This is a genomic window from Roseicyclus sp., from assembly GCF_965662675.1.
Classification (GTDB): Bacteria; Pseudomonadota; Alphaproteobacteria; order Rhodobacterales; family Rhodobacteraceae; genus Roseicyclus.
This window is the reverse complement of sequence record NZ_CBFIIK010000063.1, coordinates 1-14,730: the sequence shown is the minus strand read 5'-3', so window position 1 is coordinate 14,730 and position 14,730 is coordinate 1. Positions and strand designations below refer to the sequence as shown.

The window sequence follows — 14,730 nt, the reverse complement described above, 5'->3', positions numbered from 1 at the left end:
GGTCGGTCTCGCCCCCCGTGACGCGCATCAGATCATCCCAGAACTCGTCCTCGGGGTATGGGCCGGTCAGGATTTCGTTGCCCTCGTCATGGGCGCAGCGCAGGTTGCGGGTGTGGCGCGTGTTGCCGCCGCGATAGACCTTGGGCGCGGCCTCGACCACCATGACCGAAGCGCCTTGGCGGCGCGCTTCGATCGCGGCGCAAAGCGCGACATTGCCCCCACCGATCACCAGAACATCGACGCTGGGCGCGCTTGGGCTGCTCATCTCGTGGCTCCTCGTCGCTATTCTTGGACGGATCTTTTTCATGGGCCGCACGGGTATGAGCGGCTCATTCGGATTCATTTTTATACGGCTGTATACAGACGGATACGTTCTGGTCAAGCAAGCTCAACGGCGCGCGGGGCAAGCCATCCTTGGGCAAAGATGGCAGCCCGGCCCTGCGGCAATCGCGGCAGCGCCCGCATGTGTCGCCGATGTCACCTGTGCCTCGGGCGGGACCGGCGTCAACAGCATCACCGCCTGCATCACCGGGGCCTCGCCAAAGCCGGTTGGGGCGGCGGGCTGGCTGATCGCCCATGCACGAAACTGTGCCCCTTGTGGCATTTCGATCAGCGACATCTCGGGCTGGCCGGGACGGCCCAGCGCGCGGTAGAGCGGCCAAAGGGGGCAGCCCGCCCCGAAGCGCGGGATCGAGAAAGCCGCGAGGCGGCGGCGAAAGATCAAGGCGCCCGAGCCATCGCATACGGCAAGCCCAAAGGGCGGCGCACCCGCCGTCGCCTCGGTTTGTCGTGGCAAGGTGGCAAGCCTGCGCAAGACCAAGGCGACATCGCCCTGCCCCAACCCCAAAAGCAGCGCCGGGTCATGCCCCGCGGCTTCCGCGGCGGGGCGCATCACCGGCAGTGGAAGCCGCGCGGCATCCGCCGCATAGGCCATCAGCCAACGCTCGCCCAAGGCCCGCGTGGCCGGATCGCCCATGCCCGCCGCGCGCATCAGCACCGCCGGAATAGCCGCGGCCCCATGCACCTCGATCTCGGGGAAATGATGGCCTGCGGCCTCGAACATGGCCTCGACAGTTTCGGTCGGCGTCGAGGCACCACGTGCATCGGCCTCGGCGGCGTCAGGCTCGAAATGATGGATCAGGGCTGTGGCCCGCGTCGATAGCCGCTCGGCCTCTTCATGCAGGTTGCGGTGAAACCGTCCCCGCCAGACCGGGTCGATATCGGCCTCACGCACCAAGATATCGGCGGTCGAGCGGATGGCGGCCACACTCGACACGACCTCGTGCATCGCTTCGGCCAAAAGCGGGTCATGCCCGATGCGGTCGCGCAACCCCTCGACCATCGCCTCGAGCCCGGCGATACGCTTTTGCTGTGCGGCGATCAGCGCGGCCCAACCGGGAAAACGGCCCGCCATCTCGTCGATCCGGTCGGTTTCGGGCGGCGCGTCAAGATTGCCCGCCTGATCGCGGGCAACCGATTGCAACGCGTCGTAAAGCGTCGCATCGGCCCCTTCGCTCAACTGCGCGGGTTCGACGGCAAGCGCACGGGCCAGCCCGACCAAGAGCTTTCCACCGATACGGCGGCGGTTATGCTCGATCAAATTGAGATAAGAGGCGGAAATGCCCACCATCTCCGCCAGATCAGCCTGTTTGATGCCAAGCACCAATCGGCGCTCGCGGATGCGATTGCCGGTCAACTGCGTCCGCCGCGAAAGGGGTGAGCTGGAAGACATCAAGAACCTGCGATTTTTGCTTGCCCGAGCTTAACAGGAAAGCATCCCTTTATGAATGGGTTATCGGTAAGTTTACAAAACTTCACCATAAGCCAAATGGCTTTGGCAAAGCTGGAAAAGAAGCTGATCCTGGCAATCTACGCCCCCAAGATCAGAAGGTATGAGACGACAACAGCCCCGGGTTACCCCGGGGCTGATGCGCAGCTCAAAACAAGGCGATCAGTTGGCCAAGGCGGCGTCCGTCACCGCATGGGTCCATGCGCCGCTGGGCTCTGCGGTGATGACCGCGTCACCTCCCTCAAGCAGCGTGCGCACCGTCCGGGCATAGGATGCCTCGTCCAGCGTGCCATTGCCGCCGGCCACCAGAAGCGCGATCTCGCCCATCATCCGCTTTTGATGGGTTTCGGTCTGCGCGCCGGTCTCGTCGTAATCGAGCACGATCATCGCCGCGTCATCGGGATTGGCTGCCGCCCATTCCCAGCCCTTCATCGAGGCACGCACGAAGCGGGTCATCTTGTCGAAGAAGGCGGGATCGTTGAGGTTGTCCTCCAGCACGTAGATACCATCCTCGAGCGTATCCATGCCGTAATCGGAATAGCGGAAGGTCACGAGTTCCTCGGGGCTGACGCCCGCATCGATGATCTGCCAATATTCGTTATAGGTCATGGTCGAGATGCAATCGGCCTGACGCTGCAACAGCGGATCGACGTTGAAGCCGGCCTGAAGCAGCGTGACGCCATTTTCCGACCCATCGATCGGGATACCCAGCTGGCTCATCCAGCCCATGAACGGATATTCATTGCCGAAAAACCAGTGTGCGACCGTATGGCCGGCCAGATCGGCGGGCTCGGCAATGCCGCTATCTTTCCAACAGGTCAGCTGCAGGCCCGAGCGCACGAAGGGCTGGGCGATGTTGACCACCGGCAGCCCCCGCTCGCGCGCAGCCAAGGCCGAAGGCATCCAGTTCAGCATGGCATCCGCGGCACCCCCGGCCAGAACCTGTGGCGGTGCGATGTCGGGACCACCGGGCAAGATCGTCACATCCAGCCCCTCGGCCTCGTAATAGCCATTCTCGAGCGCCACATAGTAACCCGCGAACTGGGATTGCGTCACCCATTGCAACTGCAATGTCACCTCGTCTTGCGCCTGTGCCGCACCTGCGGCCATGCTCAATGCAAGCGTTGGGATCAGTAAGTTTTTCATTGTCTTCCCTCCAGGTTGGACCCATCGTGATGGGCGTGTCAGCCCCGTCTTTGCGACGGGTGCCAGAATGTTGTTTTGCGCTCGATCAACGCCACAATTCCGTAAAACAGCGAACCGGCCAGCGCGGCCACGGCAATCTCGGCCCAGACCATATCCATGGCCAGACGGCCCATCTCGATCTTGATACGAAATCCCATCCCGACAGTGGGAGAGCCGAAAAATTCAGCGACAATCGCCCCGATCAGCGCAAGAGTCGTGCAGATCTTCAACCCGTTGAAGATGAAAGGCAGCGCCGTGAGCAAGCGCAGCTTGCGCAGCGTCTGGCCGTAGCTGGCCGCATAGGTGCGCATCAAATCGCGCTGCATGGCCTCGGACGCCTTGAGCCCTTGGACGCAATTGACCAGCATCGGGAAAAACACCATCGCCACCACGACGGCTGATTTCGACTGCCAGCCGAAACCGAACCACATGACGAAAATGGGGGCCGTGCCGACGATAGGCAGTGCGGCGATGAAATTGCCGACGGGCAACAGCCCGCGCTGCAAAAACGGCGAGCGGTCCACCGCCAGCGCGGTCAAAAAGGCTGCACCACAGCCCATCGCATAGCCCGCCAGCGCGCCCTTGAGGATGGTTTGCTGGAAATCGGCCCACAGCACGTCGGTTTCCGTGATCATCCGCGCCCAGATCGCCGAGGGTGCGGGCAAGATGACAAAGGAAATATCGTAGAGCTGGACCGCCATTTCCCATAGCGCGAGAAGCGTCACACCAAAGATCAGCGGCACAATCAGCCGCGCGCCACGGCTGCGCGCGCGCGTCGACACATAGGCGTTGAGCGCCCAAGCTCCGAACCAAACGGCCAAGATCAGCGCAAGACGCGTGTCGTTGAGTGCGGCCCAAGCAATCAGCGCCACGCCCAGCGCGGGCAAGCCCCAAGGCGCAAGAACGACCGCCCTCATGCCCCTGCCCCCATGCGTTTGAGAACCACCCGTTCCAGCGCACCCAAGATCATCACCAAAGCCGCCGCGCAGATCGCCGCCATGAACAGCGCCGACCAGATCTGGATCGTCTGGCCGTAATAGCTGCCCGTCAGCAACCTTGCCCCAAGGCCGAAACGCGCGCCGGTGGGCAGTTCGGCCACGATCGTGCCCACCAGCGCCGCCGCAATCGAGACCTTGAGCGAGGTGAACAGAAACGGCACCGCAGCGGGCAGGCGCAGTTTCCAAAATGTCTGGGGGCGGCTCGCCGAATAGGTGCGCATCAGATCAAGATCGCTGGCCTGCGGGCTGCGCAGCCCCGCCACCATGCCGACGACGACCGGAAAAAAGCTGAGATAGGAGGAGATGAGCGCCTTGGGCACCAAGAGCTTGGTGTCATCGCTGATCCAGCCCTGATCGACCGCAGCGTTCAGCGCGGGCAGGTTCGAGACCACCACCACGATGATCGGCGCCACGGCAAGGATCGGGATGGTTTGGCTTGCGATGGCCCAAGGCATGACGCTGAGGTCCATCGCGCGGCTATGCACGATCCCAACCGCCAGCAAGACGCCCAGAAAGCCACCGATGGCGAAGCCCAACAGCGTGGGCCAGAGCGTGTGATAGGCATGAAATATCAGGTTGCGCGGATTGCCCTGCATCTGGCCGCGCCGCTCGCGCATCAGCGGCTCGCCGATGGTCGTGTTCCAGATCTCGGCCGCGACCTGATGGGGCGCGGGCAGAACGGGGCGCTCTTGGCCCATCGTCTCGGCGATCACTTCGACCTGCGACAGCGCCGCGCCCGTGCGCTGCGCCTGATCCAAGGTCCAGGCCCGGTTCATGCCGATGGCCGCCAGATACCAGATCGCGACGATCACGGCGACGATGGCAAGAACGGGCAGCGCGCCGCCAACGATCCGGCGCAGGGCCGCGCACAAGGCGCAAGGGGCGTTGTCGATGGGAGCCGCCATGCTCATGCTGAGCGACCCCGCTGCCAGACCAGCGCCGAGGCCGCTAAAATGCCGAGTGCCAGCCCGGACATCACAACCTGCGCGAACCAGCCATCAAGGCAATTCACTGTCGCCTCCCATTCCGCGCGGGGGATATCGTCACATCCGCGAAACACGAAGTCCGCGCGCGCCGCGACCGCGATCAGCGCACAGACGGCCGCCCCGAGACCGAGCCCACCCACGACCGCGATCCGCGTCGCCCGCCGGATGGCGCTAGTCCTCATAGGCATGCCCCGCGCGCAGGCCCTCGCGGACGCGATGGGCGATGGCCAGAAACGCGGGCGTGTCGCGGATATCGAGCGGCCGCTCGCGTGGCAGATCGCTTTCGATGATATCGGTGATCCGGCCCGGCCGGGGCGACATCACGACGATCTTGGTCGAGAGGTAGACCGCCTCGGGGATGGAATGGGTGACGAAGCCGATGGTCTTTTCGGTCCGCGCCCAAAGCGTCAAAAGCTGTTCGTTCAGATGGTCGCGCACGATCTCGTCCAGCGCGCCGAAGGGTTCATCCATCAGCAAGATATCGGCATCATAGGCCAGCGCGCGCGCGATGGAGGCGCGCTGCTGCATGCCCCCCGATAACTGCCACGGGAATTTCTTTCCGAACCCCGCCAGATCGACCAAGGCCAGCACGTCGCGCACGCGCCTGTCTTGTTCGGCGCGGTCAAAGCCCATGATTTCCAAGGGCAGCTTGATATTCTTTTCGATCGTCCGCCACGGGTAAAGGCCAGCGGCCTGAAAGACATAGCCATAGGCACGCTGCATCCGCGCCGCGTCAGGCGTCATGCCGTTGACGGTGATGGTACCGCCCGTCGGCTGCTCCAACGCCGCGATGACGCGCAGGAGCGTGGTCTTGCCACAGCCCGAGGGGCCGATGAAGCTGACGAACTCGCCCTTGCCGATGGACAGGGTCACATCGCGCAAGGCCTGCACCGGACCATCGGCGGCCTCGAAGACAAGATCGAGGTTTTTCGCCGCGATCACAGGCAGTTGTGGGGCGGGGTCCATATCGGCTTGCCGGGCTGCTTGCGCCATCACACGCCTGTCACCGGGATGCCCGAGCGCTCGACAGGGCGCGGGGCCGTCAACTCTTTCCATGTCGACAGCGCGCGGTTGACCGTGCCGTTGCCGGGCCGCTTCACGAACTGGCCATGGCCCTCTTGGGTGCGGATCTCGCCATCATGGACTGCCACATGCCCGCGCGTCAGCGTGAAACGCGGCAGGCCCTTGACCTTGTGCCCTTCGAAGACGTTGTAATCGATCGCCGATTGCTGCGTCTTGGCGGCGATGGTCTTTTCCTTGGTCGGATCCCAGACCACGATATCGGCATCCGCGCCAACGAGGATCGCGCCCTTTTTCGGATAGCAATTCAAGATCTTCGCGATATTGGTCGAGGTGATCGCGACGAATTCATTGGGCGTCAGCCGCCCTGTCGCCACCCCATGCGTCCACAGCATCGGCATCCGGTCCTCAAGCCCGCCGGTGCCATTGGGGATTTTCGAGAAATCGCCAACGCCGTAGCGCTTTTGCTCGGTGGTGAAAGCACAATGATCCGTCGCCACGACCGATAGCGACCCGCTCATCAGGCCCGCCCAGAGGCTGTCTTGATGCTTTTTGTTGCGGAAGGGTGGGCTCATCACGCGGCGCGCGGCATGGTCCCAATCGGGGTGGAAATACTCGCTTTCATCCAGCGTCAAATGCTGGATCAACGGCTCGCCCCAGACCCGCTTGCCAAGCGACCGCGCCCGCCGGATCGCCTCATGTGCATCCTCGGACGAGACATGGACGACGTAAAGCGGCACGCCCGCCATATCGGCGATCATGATGGCGCGGTTCGTGGCCTCACCCTCGACCTGCGCGGGGCGCGAATATGCATGCGCTTCGGGGCCGGTATTGCCCTCGGCCAATAGCTTGGCAGTCAGTTCGGCCACCACATCGCCATTCTCGGCATGGACCATGGCGATGCCGCCCAACTCGGCCAAGCGGTTGAACGAGGCGAACAGCTCATCGTCATTGACCATGAGCGCGCCCTTGTAGGCCATGAAATGCTTGAAGGTGTTGATCCCGCGATCGTTGATCACCGCCTTCATCTCGTCAAAGACCTGTTCGCCCCACCATGTGACCGCCATATGGTAAGAATAGTCGCAATTGGCCCGCCCCGCCTTGTTGTCCCACATCTTGAGCGCATCGAGCAGGCCTTGGCCGGGGCTGGGCAGGGCGAAATCGATCACCATCGTGGTGCCGCCCGAAAGCGCCGCACGCGTGCCGCTCTCGAAATCATCAGCGGAATAGGTGCCCATGAACGGCATTTCCAGATGGGTATGCGGGTCGATGCCGCCGGGCATGACGTAGCAGCCCGCGGCATCCAGCACCGTGTCGCCCTTGAGATCGGGGCCGATTTCGGTGATCTTGCCTGCCGTGATCCGTAGATCGGCCGCATAGCTCAAATCGGCCGTCACGATCGTTCCGCCCTTGATCACTGTGCTCATCGCGTCTTCCCCCGGTTGTGTTTCGATCAGCTCGCAGGCGCGCGCACACAGATCATGCGGTCATCGCGCGTCAGAAGTGGCAAGAATGTCGTCTCCACCGGCCCGTCGTAGCGGTACCAGTAGCAGCCATCGCTCTCGAGGCGGACTTGCGTCAGATCTTGGCCCGGTGCCGCCAAGGCACGGACCTGTTCGCTGACTTGTTCGGTTTCCCCCTCGGGTGTCGTCGAGACACAGGCCGAAAGGCCGAAAACCGTCGCAAGCGCCATACCGAAAACAAATCTCATTCAACAATCTCCGCGGTCGCTACTACAGCGTGAAACAATACATTCGTCCCGGCCGCCGCCCATGCGGGGCTGATCTCTTCGGCCTCATTATGGCTCAGCCCACCGACGCAAGGACACATCACCATCGCAGTCGGGGCCACATCGTTGATCCAGCACGCATCATGGCCAGCGCCCGAGACGATATCCATATGGCTATGCCCTAGCCGTACAGCTGCATCGCGGATCGCTCCCACGCAATCGCTGTCAAAGGCCGGCGGATCGAACTGACCGACGATCTGGGCAGAAAACTCCACCCCGATATCGGCGCAGATCGCAGGCGCGCGGTCCATCAATTCTTCGACCATCGCGTTCAGCTTGTCGAGGATATGGCTGCGGAAATCGACGGTGCAGACCACCTTGCCGGGAATGATGTTGCGCGAGTTCGGGTAGACATCGACATGCCCGATCGCGCCCACTGCGCCCGGTTGCTGCGCCATCGCGATCTGATGCACCAACTCGGTGACCAGCGCCAAACCCCGCCCCGCATTGCGGCGCATCGCCATGGGCGTGGAGCCTGTGTGGCTTTCGACCCCGGTGATGGTGCATTCGATCCAGCGCAACCCCTGACCATGGGTGACGACGCCGATCTCGACCCCTTCGGCCTCGAGGATCGGGCCCTGTTCAATGTGCAACTCGAAAAACGCTTTCATCGGCCGGTTGCCGACCGGTTCGCTGCCTTTCCAGCCGATCCGCGCCAACTCATCGCCGAAGCGCTTGCCCTGCGCATCGATGCGGTCATAAGCCCAATCCTGCGTGTGTCGCCCCGCGAAAACGCCCGAAGCGAGCATCGCAGGCGCAAAGCGCGTGCCTTCCTCGTTGGTCCAGTTCACGACGACGATGGGATGGCGCGTCTTGATCCCCAGATCGTTGAGCGTGCGGATCACCTCAAGCCCGCCCAAGACGCCCAAGACCCCGTCATATTTGCCGCCAGTGGGCTGGGTATCGAGATGGCTTCCGACATAAACCGGCAGCGCATCGGGGTCGGTGCCTTCGCGCCGGGCGAACATGTTGCCCATCTGGTCCACGCCCATGCGCATGCCCGCGGCCTGACACCAGCTTTGGAACAGCGCGCGGCCCTGTGCATCCTCGTCGGTCAGCGTTTGGCGGTTGTTGCCACCCGCCACACCGGGGCCGATCTTGGCCATTTCCATGAGGGCATCCCATAGCCGCTCGCCATTGATCTTCATATTCTCGCCGGGCGCGGCCATAGAATGTTCCTTTTATAGCATCGGCTTGCGCGTCGAAATTAATGCAAACGTTTAAGAACGTCCGCCACCGTTCCGATCAGCGTGTCGATATGACTTTTCTCGATGATCAGGGGTGGCGACATGGCGATGATGTCGCCCGTGGTGCGGATCATCACATTGTTCTCATAAGCATCGAGAAAGGCCGAGAAGGCCCGCTTGGTCGGCTCGCCCGCGATGGGCTCCAACTCCACCCCGGCGATCAGGCCAAGGTTGCGGATATCGATCACATGCGGCAGCCCCTTCAGGCTATGGACCGCATCCTCCCAATAGGGCGCGATCTCGGCGGCGCGCTCGAAAAGCCCCTCTTCGCGGTATGTCTCAAGCGTGGCAAGACCCGCCGCCGAGGCGATGGGGTTGCCCGAATAGGTGTAGCCGTGGAACAGCTCGATCACATGCTCGGGGCCGTTCATGAAGGCGTCATGGATCTCCTTGGTGGCCAGAACCGCCCCCATCGGGATCACGCCATTGGTCAGCCCCTTGGCGCAGGTGATCATGTCGGGCATGACGTCGAAATAATCGGCGGCAAAGGGCGCGCCAAGGCGGCCGAAACCTGTGATCACCTCGTCGAAGATCAGCAAGATGCCATGCTTGCGCGTCAATTCGCGCAGGCGTTGCAGATAGCCCTTTGGCGGGATCAGTACGCCGGTCGAGCCCGCCACCGGCTCCACGATCACGGCGGCCACGGTTTCGGGGCCATGCAGCGCAACAATCCGCTCCAACTCATCGGCAAGATCGGCCCCATGCTCGGGCTGGCCCCGGCTATAGGCATTCTTGGCAAGCTGGTGAGTATGCGGCAGATGGTCGACACCGTTCAAAAGCGTGCCGAAGAACTTGCGGTTGTTGACGATGCCGCCCACGGAAATCCCGCCGAAATTCACCCCATGATAGCCGCGCTCGCGCCCGATCAGACGCGTGCGCGTGCCCTGACCGATGGCGCGCTGATAGGCGATGGCGATCTTGAGAGCAGTCTCGACCGCCTCGGACCCGGAATTGGTGAAAAACACATGCTCCATCGCACTTGGCGCCATGTCGCGCAGGCGGTTGGCCAGCTCGAACGCCTTGGGGTGGCCCATCTGGAAGGCGGGCGCATAATCCAACTCACCCGCCTGTTGGCGGATCGCCTCGACGATCTTGGGCCGATTATGACCCGCATTGCAGCACCACAGCCCCGCCACACCGTCCAGCACCTCGCGCCCATCAGCGGTGCGGTAATGCATCCGGTCAGCACCCACCAACATGCGCGGCGCCTTCTTGAACTGGCGGTTCGCGGTGAAGGGCATCCAAAATGCGGACAGGTCATTCGGAACGGGGTTGGAACGGTCAAGCGCCATGGCGGCATTCCCTTTTTGCCGGTCCGGGCGCGCGCCGCCGAACCGCTGGATTGTTTTTGACCAAATGGTCAATCAGACGCTAGCAGAGGCGCTGTGCCAGTCAACATCCCAAGGCGAAATTCTCAGCCAGCCCGCGCATAAAGACAAGGTAAATGATGCATGATTGCGCATCGCGGCCCAGATGCGCGGCAGATCGCGAAACAGCACTTGTGCCACGCTGGCTTGCAAGGTCAGATAGCACCATGGGATTGCAGCATCCGCGCACGCGCATTCAACAAAAGAACCGCGAAACCATCCTCGACGCCGCGCTCGAGGTCTTTTCGCAGCATGGCTTTCGCGGCGCGACCCTCGACATGATCGCGACCGAGGCCGGGCTGTCCAAGCCGAACCTGCTCTACTACTTCCCTTCCAAGGAAGCGATCCATGTCACGCTGTTGAGCCAGCTGATGGATACCTGGCTCGATCCGCTGCGCGATCTCGATGCCGATGGCGACCCTGTCGCGGAACTACGCGCCTATGTGCGCCGCAAGCTCGAACTCAGCCGCGACTACCCGCGCCAATCACGCCTTTTCGCCAATGAGATCGTCCAAGGCGCGCCGCGCATGCAAGCCGCGCTTGCCACCGACCTCAAGGCCCTTGTCGACGAAAAATCAACCATCATCGCGGGATGGTCCAAATCCGGACGCATCGCCGATGTCGACCCGCATCACCTGATCTTCTCGATCTGGGCGCTGACGCAACATTACGCCGATTTCGATGTGCAGATCCGCGCCGTGCTCGGCGCAGATCGGGACCCTTTGGCCGAGGCCGAAGGCTTTCTCGACACGCTCTTCGCTCGGCTGCTGGCGCCCTGATCATCTTTGCTTCGAAAATACTCTCGGGGGGAGCGTGAGGGGGGCAGACAGCCCCCCTCACCCGCGTCATCCGTGATCGTGGACAAGCCCGTTATTCGGCCGCCGGGCGCGCGGCGGGGTTGTTGGGATGGGTCGTCCAGTTGGCATAATCATCGGACACGTTCACGCCAGTACGCGGATCGACCGCTCCGGCCTCCATCCGCTCCATCGTGATGCAATCATCCACCGGGCAAACATTGACGCAAAGGTTGCAGGCGACACATTCGTCATCCATCACCTCGAACACGCGCTCGGGCGACATGGAAATCGCCTGATGGCTGGTATCCTCGCAAGCGGCATAGCAGCGCCCGCATTTGATGCACGCATCCTGATCGATCCGCGCCTTAGTGACGTAGTTGAGGTTGAGATACTGCCAATCCGTGACATTGGGCACCGCGCGTCCGATCAGATCGGAAAGCGCCATCTCGTGGCTGTCGAGATATTGCGACAGACCCGAGATCATCTCCTGCACGATCTTGAAACCATATGTCATGGCCGCCGTGCAGACCTGCACATTGCCCGCACCGAGCGCCAGAAACTCGGCCGCGTCGCGCCATGTGGTGACACCCCCGATGCCCGATATGGGCATCCCGCGTGTCTCGGCATCGCGCGCGATCTCGGCCACCATGTTCAGCGCGATGGGCTTGACCGCCGGGCCGCAATAGCCGCCATGGCTGCCTTTGCCGTCGATCGAAGGCTGCGGGCTGAAAGAATCGAGGTCGACACCGATGATCGAGGAAATCGTGTTGATCAGGCTGACCGCATCGGCCCCGCCCCTTTTGGCCGCACGCGCCGGGTAACGGATATCGGTGATATTGGGCGTCAGCTTCACGATCACGGGCATGCGGGTGTTTTGCTTGCACCAGCGCGCGACCATTTCGATGTATTCGGGCACCTGGCCCACGGCGGCACCCATGCCGCGCTCGCTCATGCCATGCGGACAGCCGAAATTGAGTTCGATGCCATCGGCGCCGGTTTCCTCGACCAAGGGCAGGATCGCCTTCCACGCCTCTTCCTCGCATGGCACCATGAGCGAGACGACCATGGCGCGATCGGGCCAGTCGCGCTTGACCTCCTTGATCTCGCGCAGGTTCACCTCCAGCGGGCGGTCGGTGATCAATTCGATGTTGTTCAGCCCCAAAAGACGCCGGTCCGCGCCCCAGATCGCGCCGTAGCGCGGGCCGTTGACATTGACGATGGGCGGCCCCGCCTCGCCCAGCGTCTTCCAGACCACGCCGCCCCAGCCCGCCTCGAAGGCGCGCACGACGTTATAGGCCTTGTCGGTCGGCGGCGCAGAGGCCAGCCAGAACGGGTTGGGCGATTTGATGCCGAGGAAGTCGCTGGAAAGATCTGCCATGGTCCCGGTCTCCCTGTCTGTTCAGCCCATCAGGCTCGCGTGGATGTCTTCGGCGGCGTCGCGCCCTTGGGCTACCGCCGTCACGGTCAGGTCTTCGCCCCCCGCCGCGCAATCGCCACCCGCCCAGACACCGGAGGCAGAGGTCCGCCCAGCACCGCTGACAGCGATCTTGCCACCTTCAAGGGCGAGCGCATCGGGTGCGCCCGTAAGCGTCTGACCAATGGCCTTGAGCAGCTGATCGGCGGGAATGTCGAAGGTCTCTCCTGTGCCGACAAGGCTGCGCCCCTCGGCCCGCGTGTATTCCACCCGAACGCCCGTCACCACGCCGTTGCCCAAGATCGCGACAGGCATCGCGTTGAAGATGAAGCGCACCCCCTTGGAGGCCGCCAGATCCTGCTCATAGCGGCTGGCGGGCATCGCCGCGCGCGCACGACGGTAAAGCACGGTCACGTTCTCGGCCCCCAGAAGCTTGGATTGCACGGCCGCGTCGATGGCGGTCATGCCGCCACCGATCACCACCACGTTGCGCCCCACGGGAAGGTTGGCCAGATCATCGGCTTGGCGCAGATCGGCGATGAAATCCACCGCATCCAGAACACCATCCCGATCCTCACCCGCCGCGCGCAGCGCGTTCACGCCACCAAGCCCCATGCCGAGAAAGACCGCATCATATTCGGCGCAAAGTGCATCGAGCGACAGATCGCGTCCAAGCGCCCGCCCCTTGTGCAGTGTGATGCCGCCGATCTGCATCAACCATTCCAGTTCCGCCCCGGCAAAGCCATCGGTCGCTTTGTAGGTCGCGATACCATATTCGTTCAGCCCACCGCCCTTTGGCCGTGCGTCGAACAGATCGACATCATGCCCATGCATCGCCAAGCGGTGCGCGCAAGCCAGACCGGCGGGGCCGGCACCGACCACCGCCACGCGCTTGCCGGTGGCGACCGCGCGGCTATAGGGGTGGACGCCTTGCGCCATCAGCGTGTCGGTGGCGTGACGCTGCAGGCGCCCGATCTCAACCGGCTTACCCTCGGCGGCCTCGCGCACGCAGGCCTGTTCGCACAGCGTTTCCGTGGGGCAGACGCGGGCGCACATGCCGCCCAGAATATTCTGGTCAAAAATCGTCTTGGCCGCTGCCTCGGGTGTGCCCGTGGAAATCTGGCGAATGAAAAGCGGGATATCGATGGATGTGGGACAGGCGGTGATGCAGGGCGCGTCATGGCAGAAATAGCACCGATCGGCTGCCACCAGCGCCTCATGCGCATCGAGCGGCGCATGCAGATCAGAGAAATTCTCTTGCAACACATGCCCATCGAGCCGCGCAGGCACGATCCCGGGGGTGAAAGGGCTGTTCGTCATCGGGCATATCCCCCTGCGAGCGAATGGCTATCGGACCACGCAACGCTGGCACGGGATAATTTTTTTATCAAACGGTAAATTTCTTGCACCCCATTCAAAATGCAGAATTCCTGCACCCAAGCGCGGCTTTGCCGAAAAAATAGGCGCAGGCTGGGTGAAATATCCGGCGCGCCATGCGGCTCTTTGCTTACGCAACGGGTTTTCCCGGCGCAAAGCCTGCGCTATAGCGCGATGGTCAGGGGACCGATCAAACAGGGCCCGAGGCGGAAGGCGCGATCCGAAACCGGGATCGGCCCAGTTTGCGAGGACGAAGATGAGCGACAAGACAGACGCGACGCGCGCCAGTGACGTGGCCTTCATCGAGGCTTTGGCCGAGCTTTTGCGCAAGAACGAGCTGAGCGAAGTCGAGGTGAAGCGCGAATATGGCGAGCATAATTGGCTCAATGTCCGCGTCGCGCGTCAGTCAACAGTGATGGCAGCCCCAGCACCCGCAGTTGTGCATGCCCCCCAGCCCGTCAGCACCGCAGCACCCAGCCCGGCGGCCGTCGCGCCCACCGCGATCGAAGATCCCGCACAAGCGCCCGGTGCCGTGACCTCGCCGATGGTCGGCACGATCTATCTGTCACCTGAGCCTGATTCCAAAGCCTTCGTCGCAGTAGGCGACCGGGTCGCTGCCGGGCAGACCTTGCTCATCGTCGAGGCGATGAAGACCATGAACCAGATCCCGGCGCCGCGCGCAGGTGTTGTGAAGCGTATTCTCGTCGAGGATGGCGCGCCCGTCGAATACGGCGCTCCGCTGATGATCATCGAGTAGACGG

At 62.9% G+C, this 14,730-nt stretch carries 15 protein-coding genes; 2 read left to right on the top strand and 13 right to left on the bottom strand.

All coding sequences use genetic code 11. From position 1 onward, the window contains the following. The 11 genes from ACTG4J_RS10235 to ACTG4J_RS10185 form a co-directional block, all read right to left on the bottom strand. Positions 1-265: FAD-dependent oxidoreductase (locus ACTG4J_RS10235; RefSeq protein WP_439139239.1), on the bottom strand; the 265-nt coding region annotated here is incomplete at its 3' end. Between the two features lie 123 nt (positions 266-388). Further along, positions 389-1,696: a short-chain fatty acyl-CoA regulator family protein gene (locus tag ACTG4J_RS10230; RefSeq protein WP_439139237.1), complete on the bottom strand. Its 1,308-nt coding sequence runs from the start codon at positions 1,694-1,696 to the stop codon at positions 389-391. Positions 1,697-1,951: 255 nt separating this feature from the next. Further along, positions 1,952-2,935, bottom strand: a complete 984-nt coding sequence (locus ACTG4J_RS10225) for an ABC transporter substrate-binding protein (RefSeq protein ID WP_439139235.1) — start codon at positions 2,933-2,935, stop codon at positions 1,952-1,954. Positions 2,936-2,973: 38 nt separating this feature from the next. Then, on the bottom strand, positions 2,974-3,891 hold the full coding sequence (locus ACTG4J_RS10220) for an ABC transporter permease (protein WP_439139233.1): 918 nt from the start codon (positions 3,889-3,891) through the stop codon (positions 2,974-2,976). Next, a complete protein-coding gene (locus tag ACTG4J_RS10215) occupies positions 3,888-4,748 on the bottom strand; it encodes an ABC transporter permease (protein ID WP_439139240.1) in 861 nt (286 codons plus the stop codon). The genes ACTG4J_RS10220 and ACTG4J_RS10215 overlap by 4 nt, the downstream gene beginning before the upstream one ends. A 131-nt stretch (positions 4,749-4,879) precedes the next feature. Further along, positions 4,880-5,146, bottom strand: a complete 267-nt coding sequence (locus tag ACTG4J_RS10210; RefSeq protein ID WP_439139231.1) for a hypothetical protein — start codon at positions 5,144-5,146, stop codon at positions 4,880-4,882. Next, positions 5,130-5,951: an ABC transporter ATP-binding protein gene (locus ACTG4J_RS10205; protein ID WP_439139229.1), complete on the bottom strand. Its 822-nt coding sequence runs from the start codon at positions 5,949-5,951 to the stop codon at positions 5,130-5,132. The genes ACTG4J_RS10210 and ACTG4J_RS10205 overlap by 17 nt, the downstream gene beginning before the upstream one ends. Beyond that, complete coding sequence (gene hydA, locus ACTG4J_RS10200; RefSeq protein ID WP_439139227.1) at positions 5,951-7,405, bottom strand: dihydropyrimidinase; 1,455 nt, start codon at positions 7,403-7,405, stop codon at positions 5,951-5,953. Before hydA ends, ACTG4J_RS10205 begins: the two co-directional genes overlap by 1 nt. Positions 7,406-7,431: 26 nt before the next feature. Further along, positions 7,432-7,689 carry a hypothetical protein gene (locus tag ACTG4J_RS10195; RefSeq protein ID WP_439139225.1) on the bottom strand — a complete coding sequence of 86 codons (258 nt, stop codon included), beginning with the start codon at positions 7,687-7,689 and terminating at the stop codon, positions 7,432-7,434. Further along, positions 7,686-8,936: a Zn-dependent hydrolase gene (locus ACTG4J_RS10190; protein ID WP_439139223.1), complete on the bottom strand. Its 1,251-nt coding sequence runs from the start codon at positions 8,934-8,936 to the stop codon at positions 7,686-7,688. The genes ACTG4J_RS10195 and ACTG4J_RS10190 overlap by 4 nt, the downstream gene beginning before the upstream one ends. Positions 8,937-8,974: 38 nt before the next feature. Continuing rightward, positions 8,975-10,306 carry an aspartate aminotransferase family protein gene (locus ACTG4J_RS10185; RefSeq protein ID WP_439139222.1) on the bottom strand — a complete coding sequence of 444 codons (1,332 nt, stop codon included), beginning with the start codon at positions 10,304-10,306 and terminating at the stop codon, positions 8,975-8,977. Positions 10,307-10,548: 242 nt separating this feature from the next. Here ACTG4J_RS10185 and rutR point away from each other — a divergent pair, with 242 nt between their 5' ends. Beyond that, positions 10,549-11,160 carry an HTH-type transcriptional regulator RutR gene (gene rutR / locus ACTG4J_RS10180; RefSeq protein ID WP_439139221.1) on the top strand — a complete coding sequence of 204 codons (612 nt, stop codon included), beginning with the start codon at positions 10,549-10,551 and terminating at the stop codon, positions 11,158-11,160. A gap of 91 nt (positions 11,161-11,251) precedes the next feature. Here rutR and preA read toward each other — a convergent pair whose 3' ends face one another. Together preA and ACTG4J_RS10170 are read right to left on the bottom strand one after the other, a co-directional pair. Continuing rightward, complete coding sequence (preA, locus tag ACTG4J_RS10175; RefSeq protein WP_439139219.1) at positions 11,252-12,556, bottom strand: NAD-dependent dihydropyrimidine dehydrogenase subunit PreA; 1,305 nt, start codon at positions 12,554-12,556, stop codon at positions 11,252-11,254. 21 nt (positions 12,557-12,577) lie between these two features. Further along, positions 12,578-13,912 (bottom strand): NAD(P)-dependent oxidoreductase, encoded by a 1,335-nt coding sequence (locus ACTG4J_RS10170; RefSeq protein ID WP_439139218.1) that lies wholly within the window; start codon positions 13,910-13,912, stop codon positions 12,578-12,580. A 313-nt stretch (positions 13,913-14,225) separates the two neighbouring features. Here ACTG4J_RS10170 and accB point away from each other — a divergent pair, with 313 nt between their 5' ends. Continuing rightward, complete coding sequence (accB, locus tag ACTG4J_RS10165) at positions 14,226-14,726, top strand: acetyl-CoA carboxylase biotin carboxyl carrier protein (RefSeq protein WP_439139217.1); 501 nt, start codon at positions 14,226-14,228, stop codon at positions 14,724-14,726. The last annotated feature ends 4 nt before the right edge of the window (positions 14,727-14,730 follow it).

Bases quoted from the DNA above. Each gene is read 5' to 3' on its own strand.
- ACTG4J_RS10225 (WP_439139235.1), bottom strand. From the start codon at position 2,935: ATGAAAAACTTACTGATCCCAACGCTTGCATTGAGCATGGCCGCAGGT.
- ACTG4J_RS10220 (WP_439139233.1), bottom strand. From the start codon at position 3,891: ATGAGGGCGGTCGTTCTTGCGCCTTGGGGCTTGCCCGCGCTGGGCGTG.
- ACTG4J_RS10215 (WP_439139240.1), bottom strand. From the start codon at position 4,748: ATGAACCGGGCCTGGACCTTGGATCAGGCGCAGCGCACGGGCGCGGCG.
- ACTG4J_RS10210 (WP_439139231.1), bottom strand. From the start codon at position 5,146: ATGCCTATGAGGACTAGCGCCATCCGGCGGGCGACGCGGATCGCGGTC.
- ACTG4J_RS10205 (WP_439139229.1), bottom strand. From the start codon at position 5,951: ATGGCGCAAGCAGCCCGGCAAGCCGATATGGACCCCGCCCCACAACTG.
- hydA (WP_439139227.1), bottom strand. From the start codon at position 7,405: ATGAGCACAGTGATCAAGGGCGGAACGATCGTGACGGCCGATTTGAGC.
- ACTG4J_RS10195 (WP_439139225.1), bottom strand. From the start codon at position 7,689: ATGAGATTTGTTTTCGGTATGGCGCTTGCGACGGTTTTCGGCCTTTCG.
- ACTG4J_RS10190 (WP_439139223.1), bottom strand. From the start codon at position 8,936: ATGGCCGCGCCCGGCGAGAATATGAAGATCAATGGCGAGCGGCTATGG.
- ACTG4J_RS10185 (WP_439139222.1), bottom strand. From the start codon at position 10,306: ATGGCGCTTGACCGTTCCAACCCCGTTCCGAATGACCTGTCCGCATTT.
- rutR (WP_439139221.1), top strand. From the start codon at position 10,549: ATGGGATTGCAGCATCCGCGCACGCGCATTCAACAAAAGAACCGCGAA.
- preA (WP_439139219.1), bottom strand. From the start codon at position 12,556: ATGGCAGATCTTTCCAGCGACTTCCTCGGCATCAAATCGCCCAACCCG.
- ACTG4J_RS10170 (WP_439139218.1), bottom strand. From the start codon at position 13,912: ATGACGAACAGCCCTTTCACCCCCGGGATCGTGCCTGCGCGGCTCGAT.
- accB (WP_439139217.1), top strand. From the start codon at position 14,226: ATGAGCGACAAGACAGACGCGACGCGCGCCAGTGACGTGGCCTTCATC.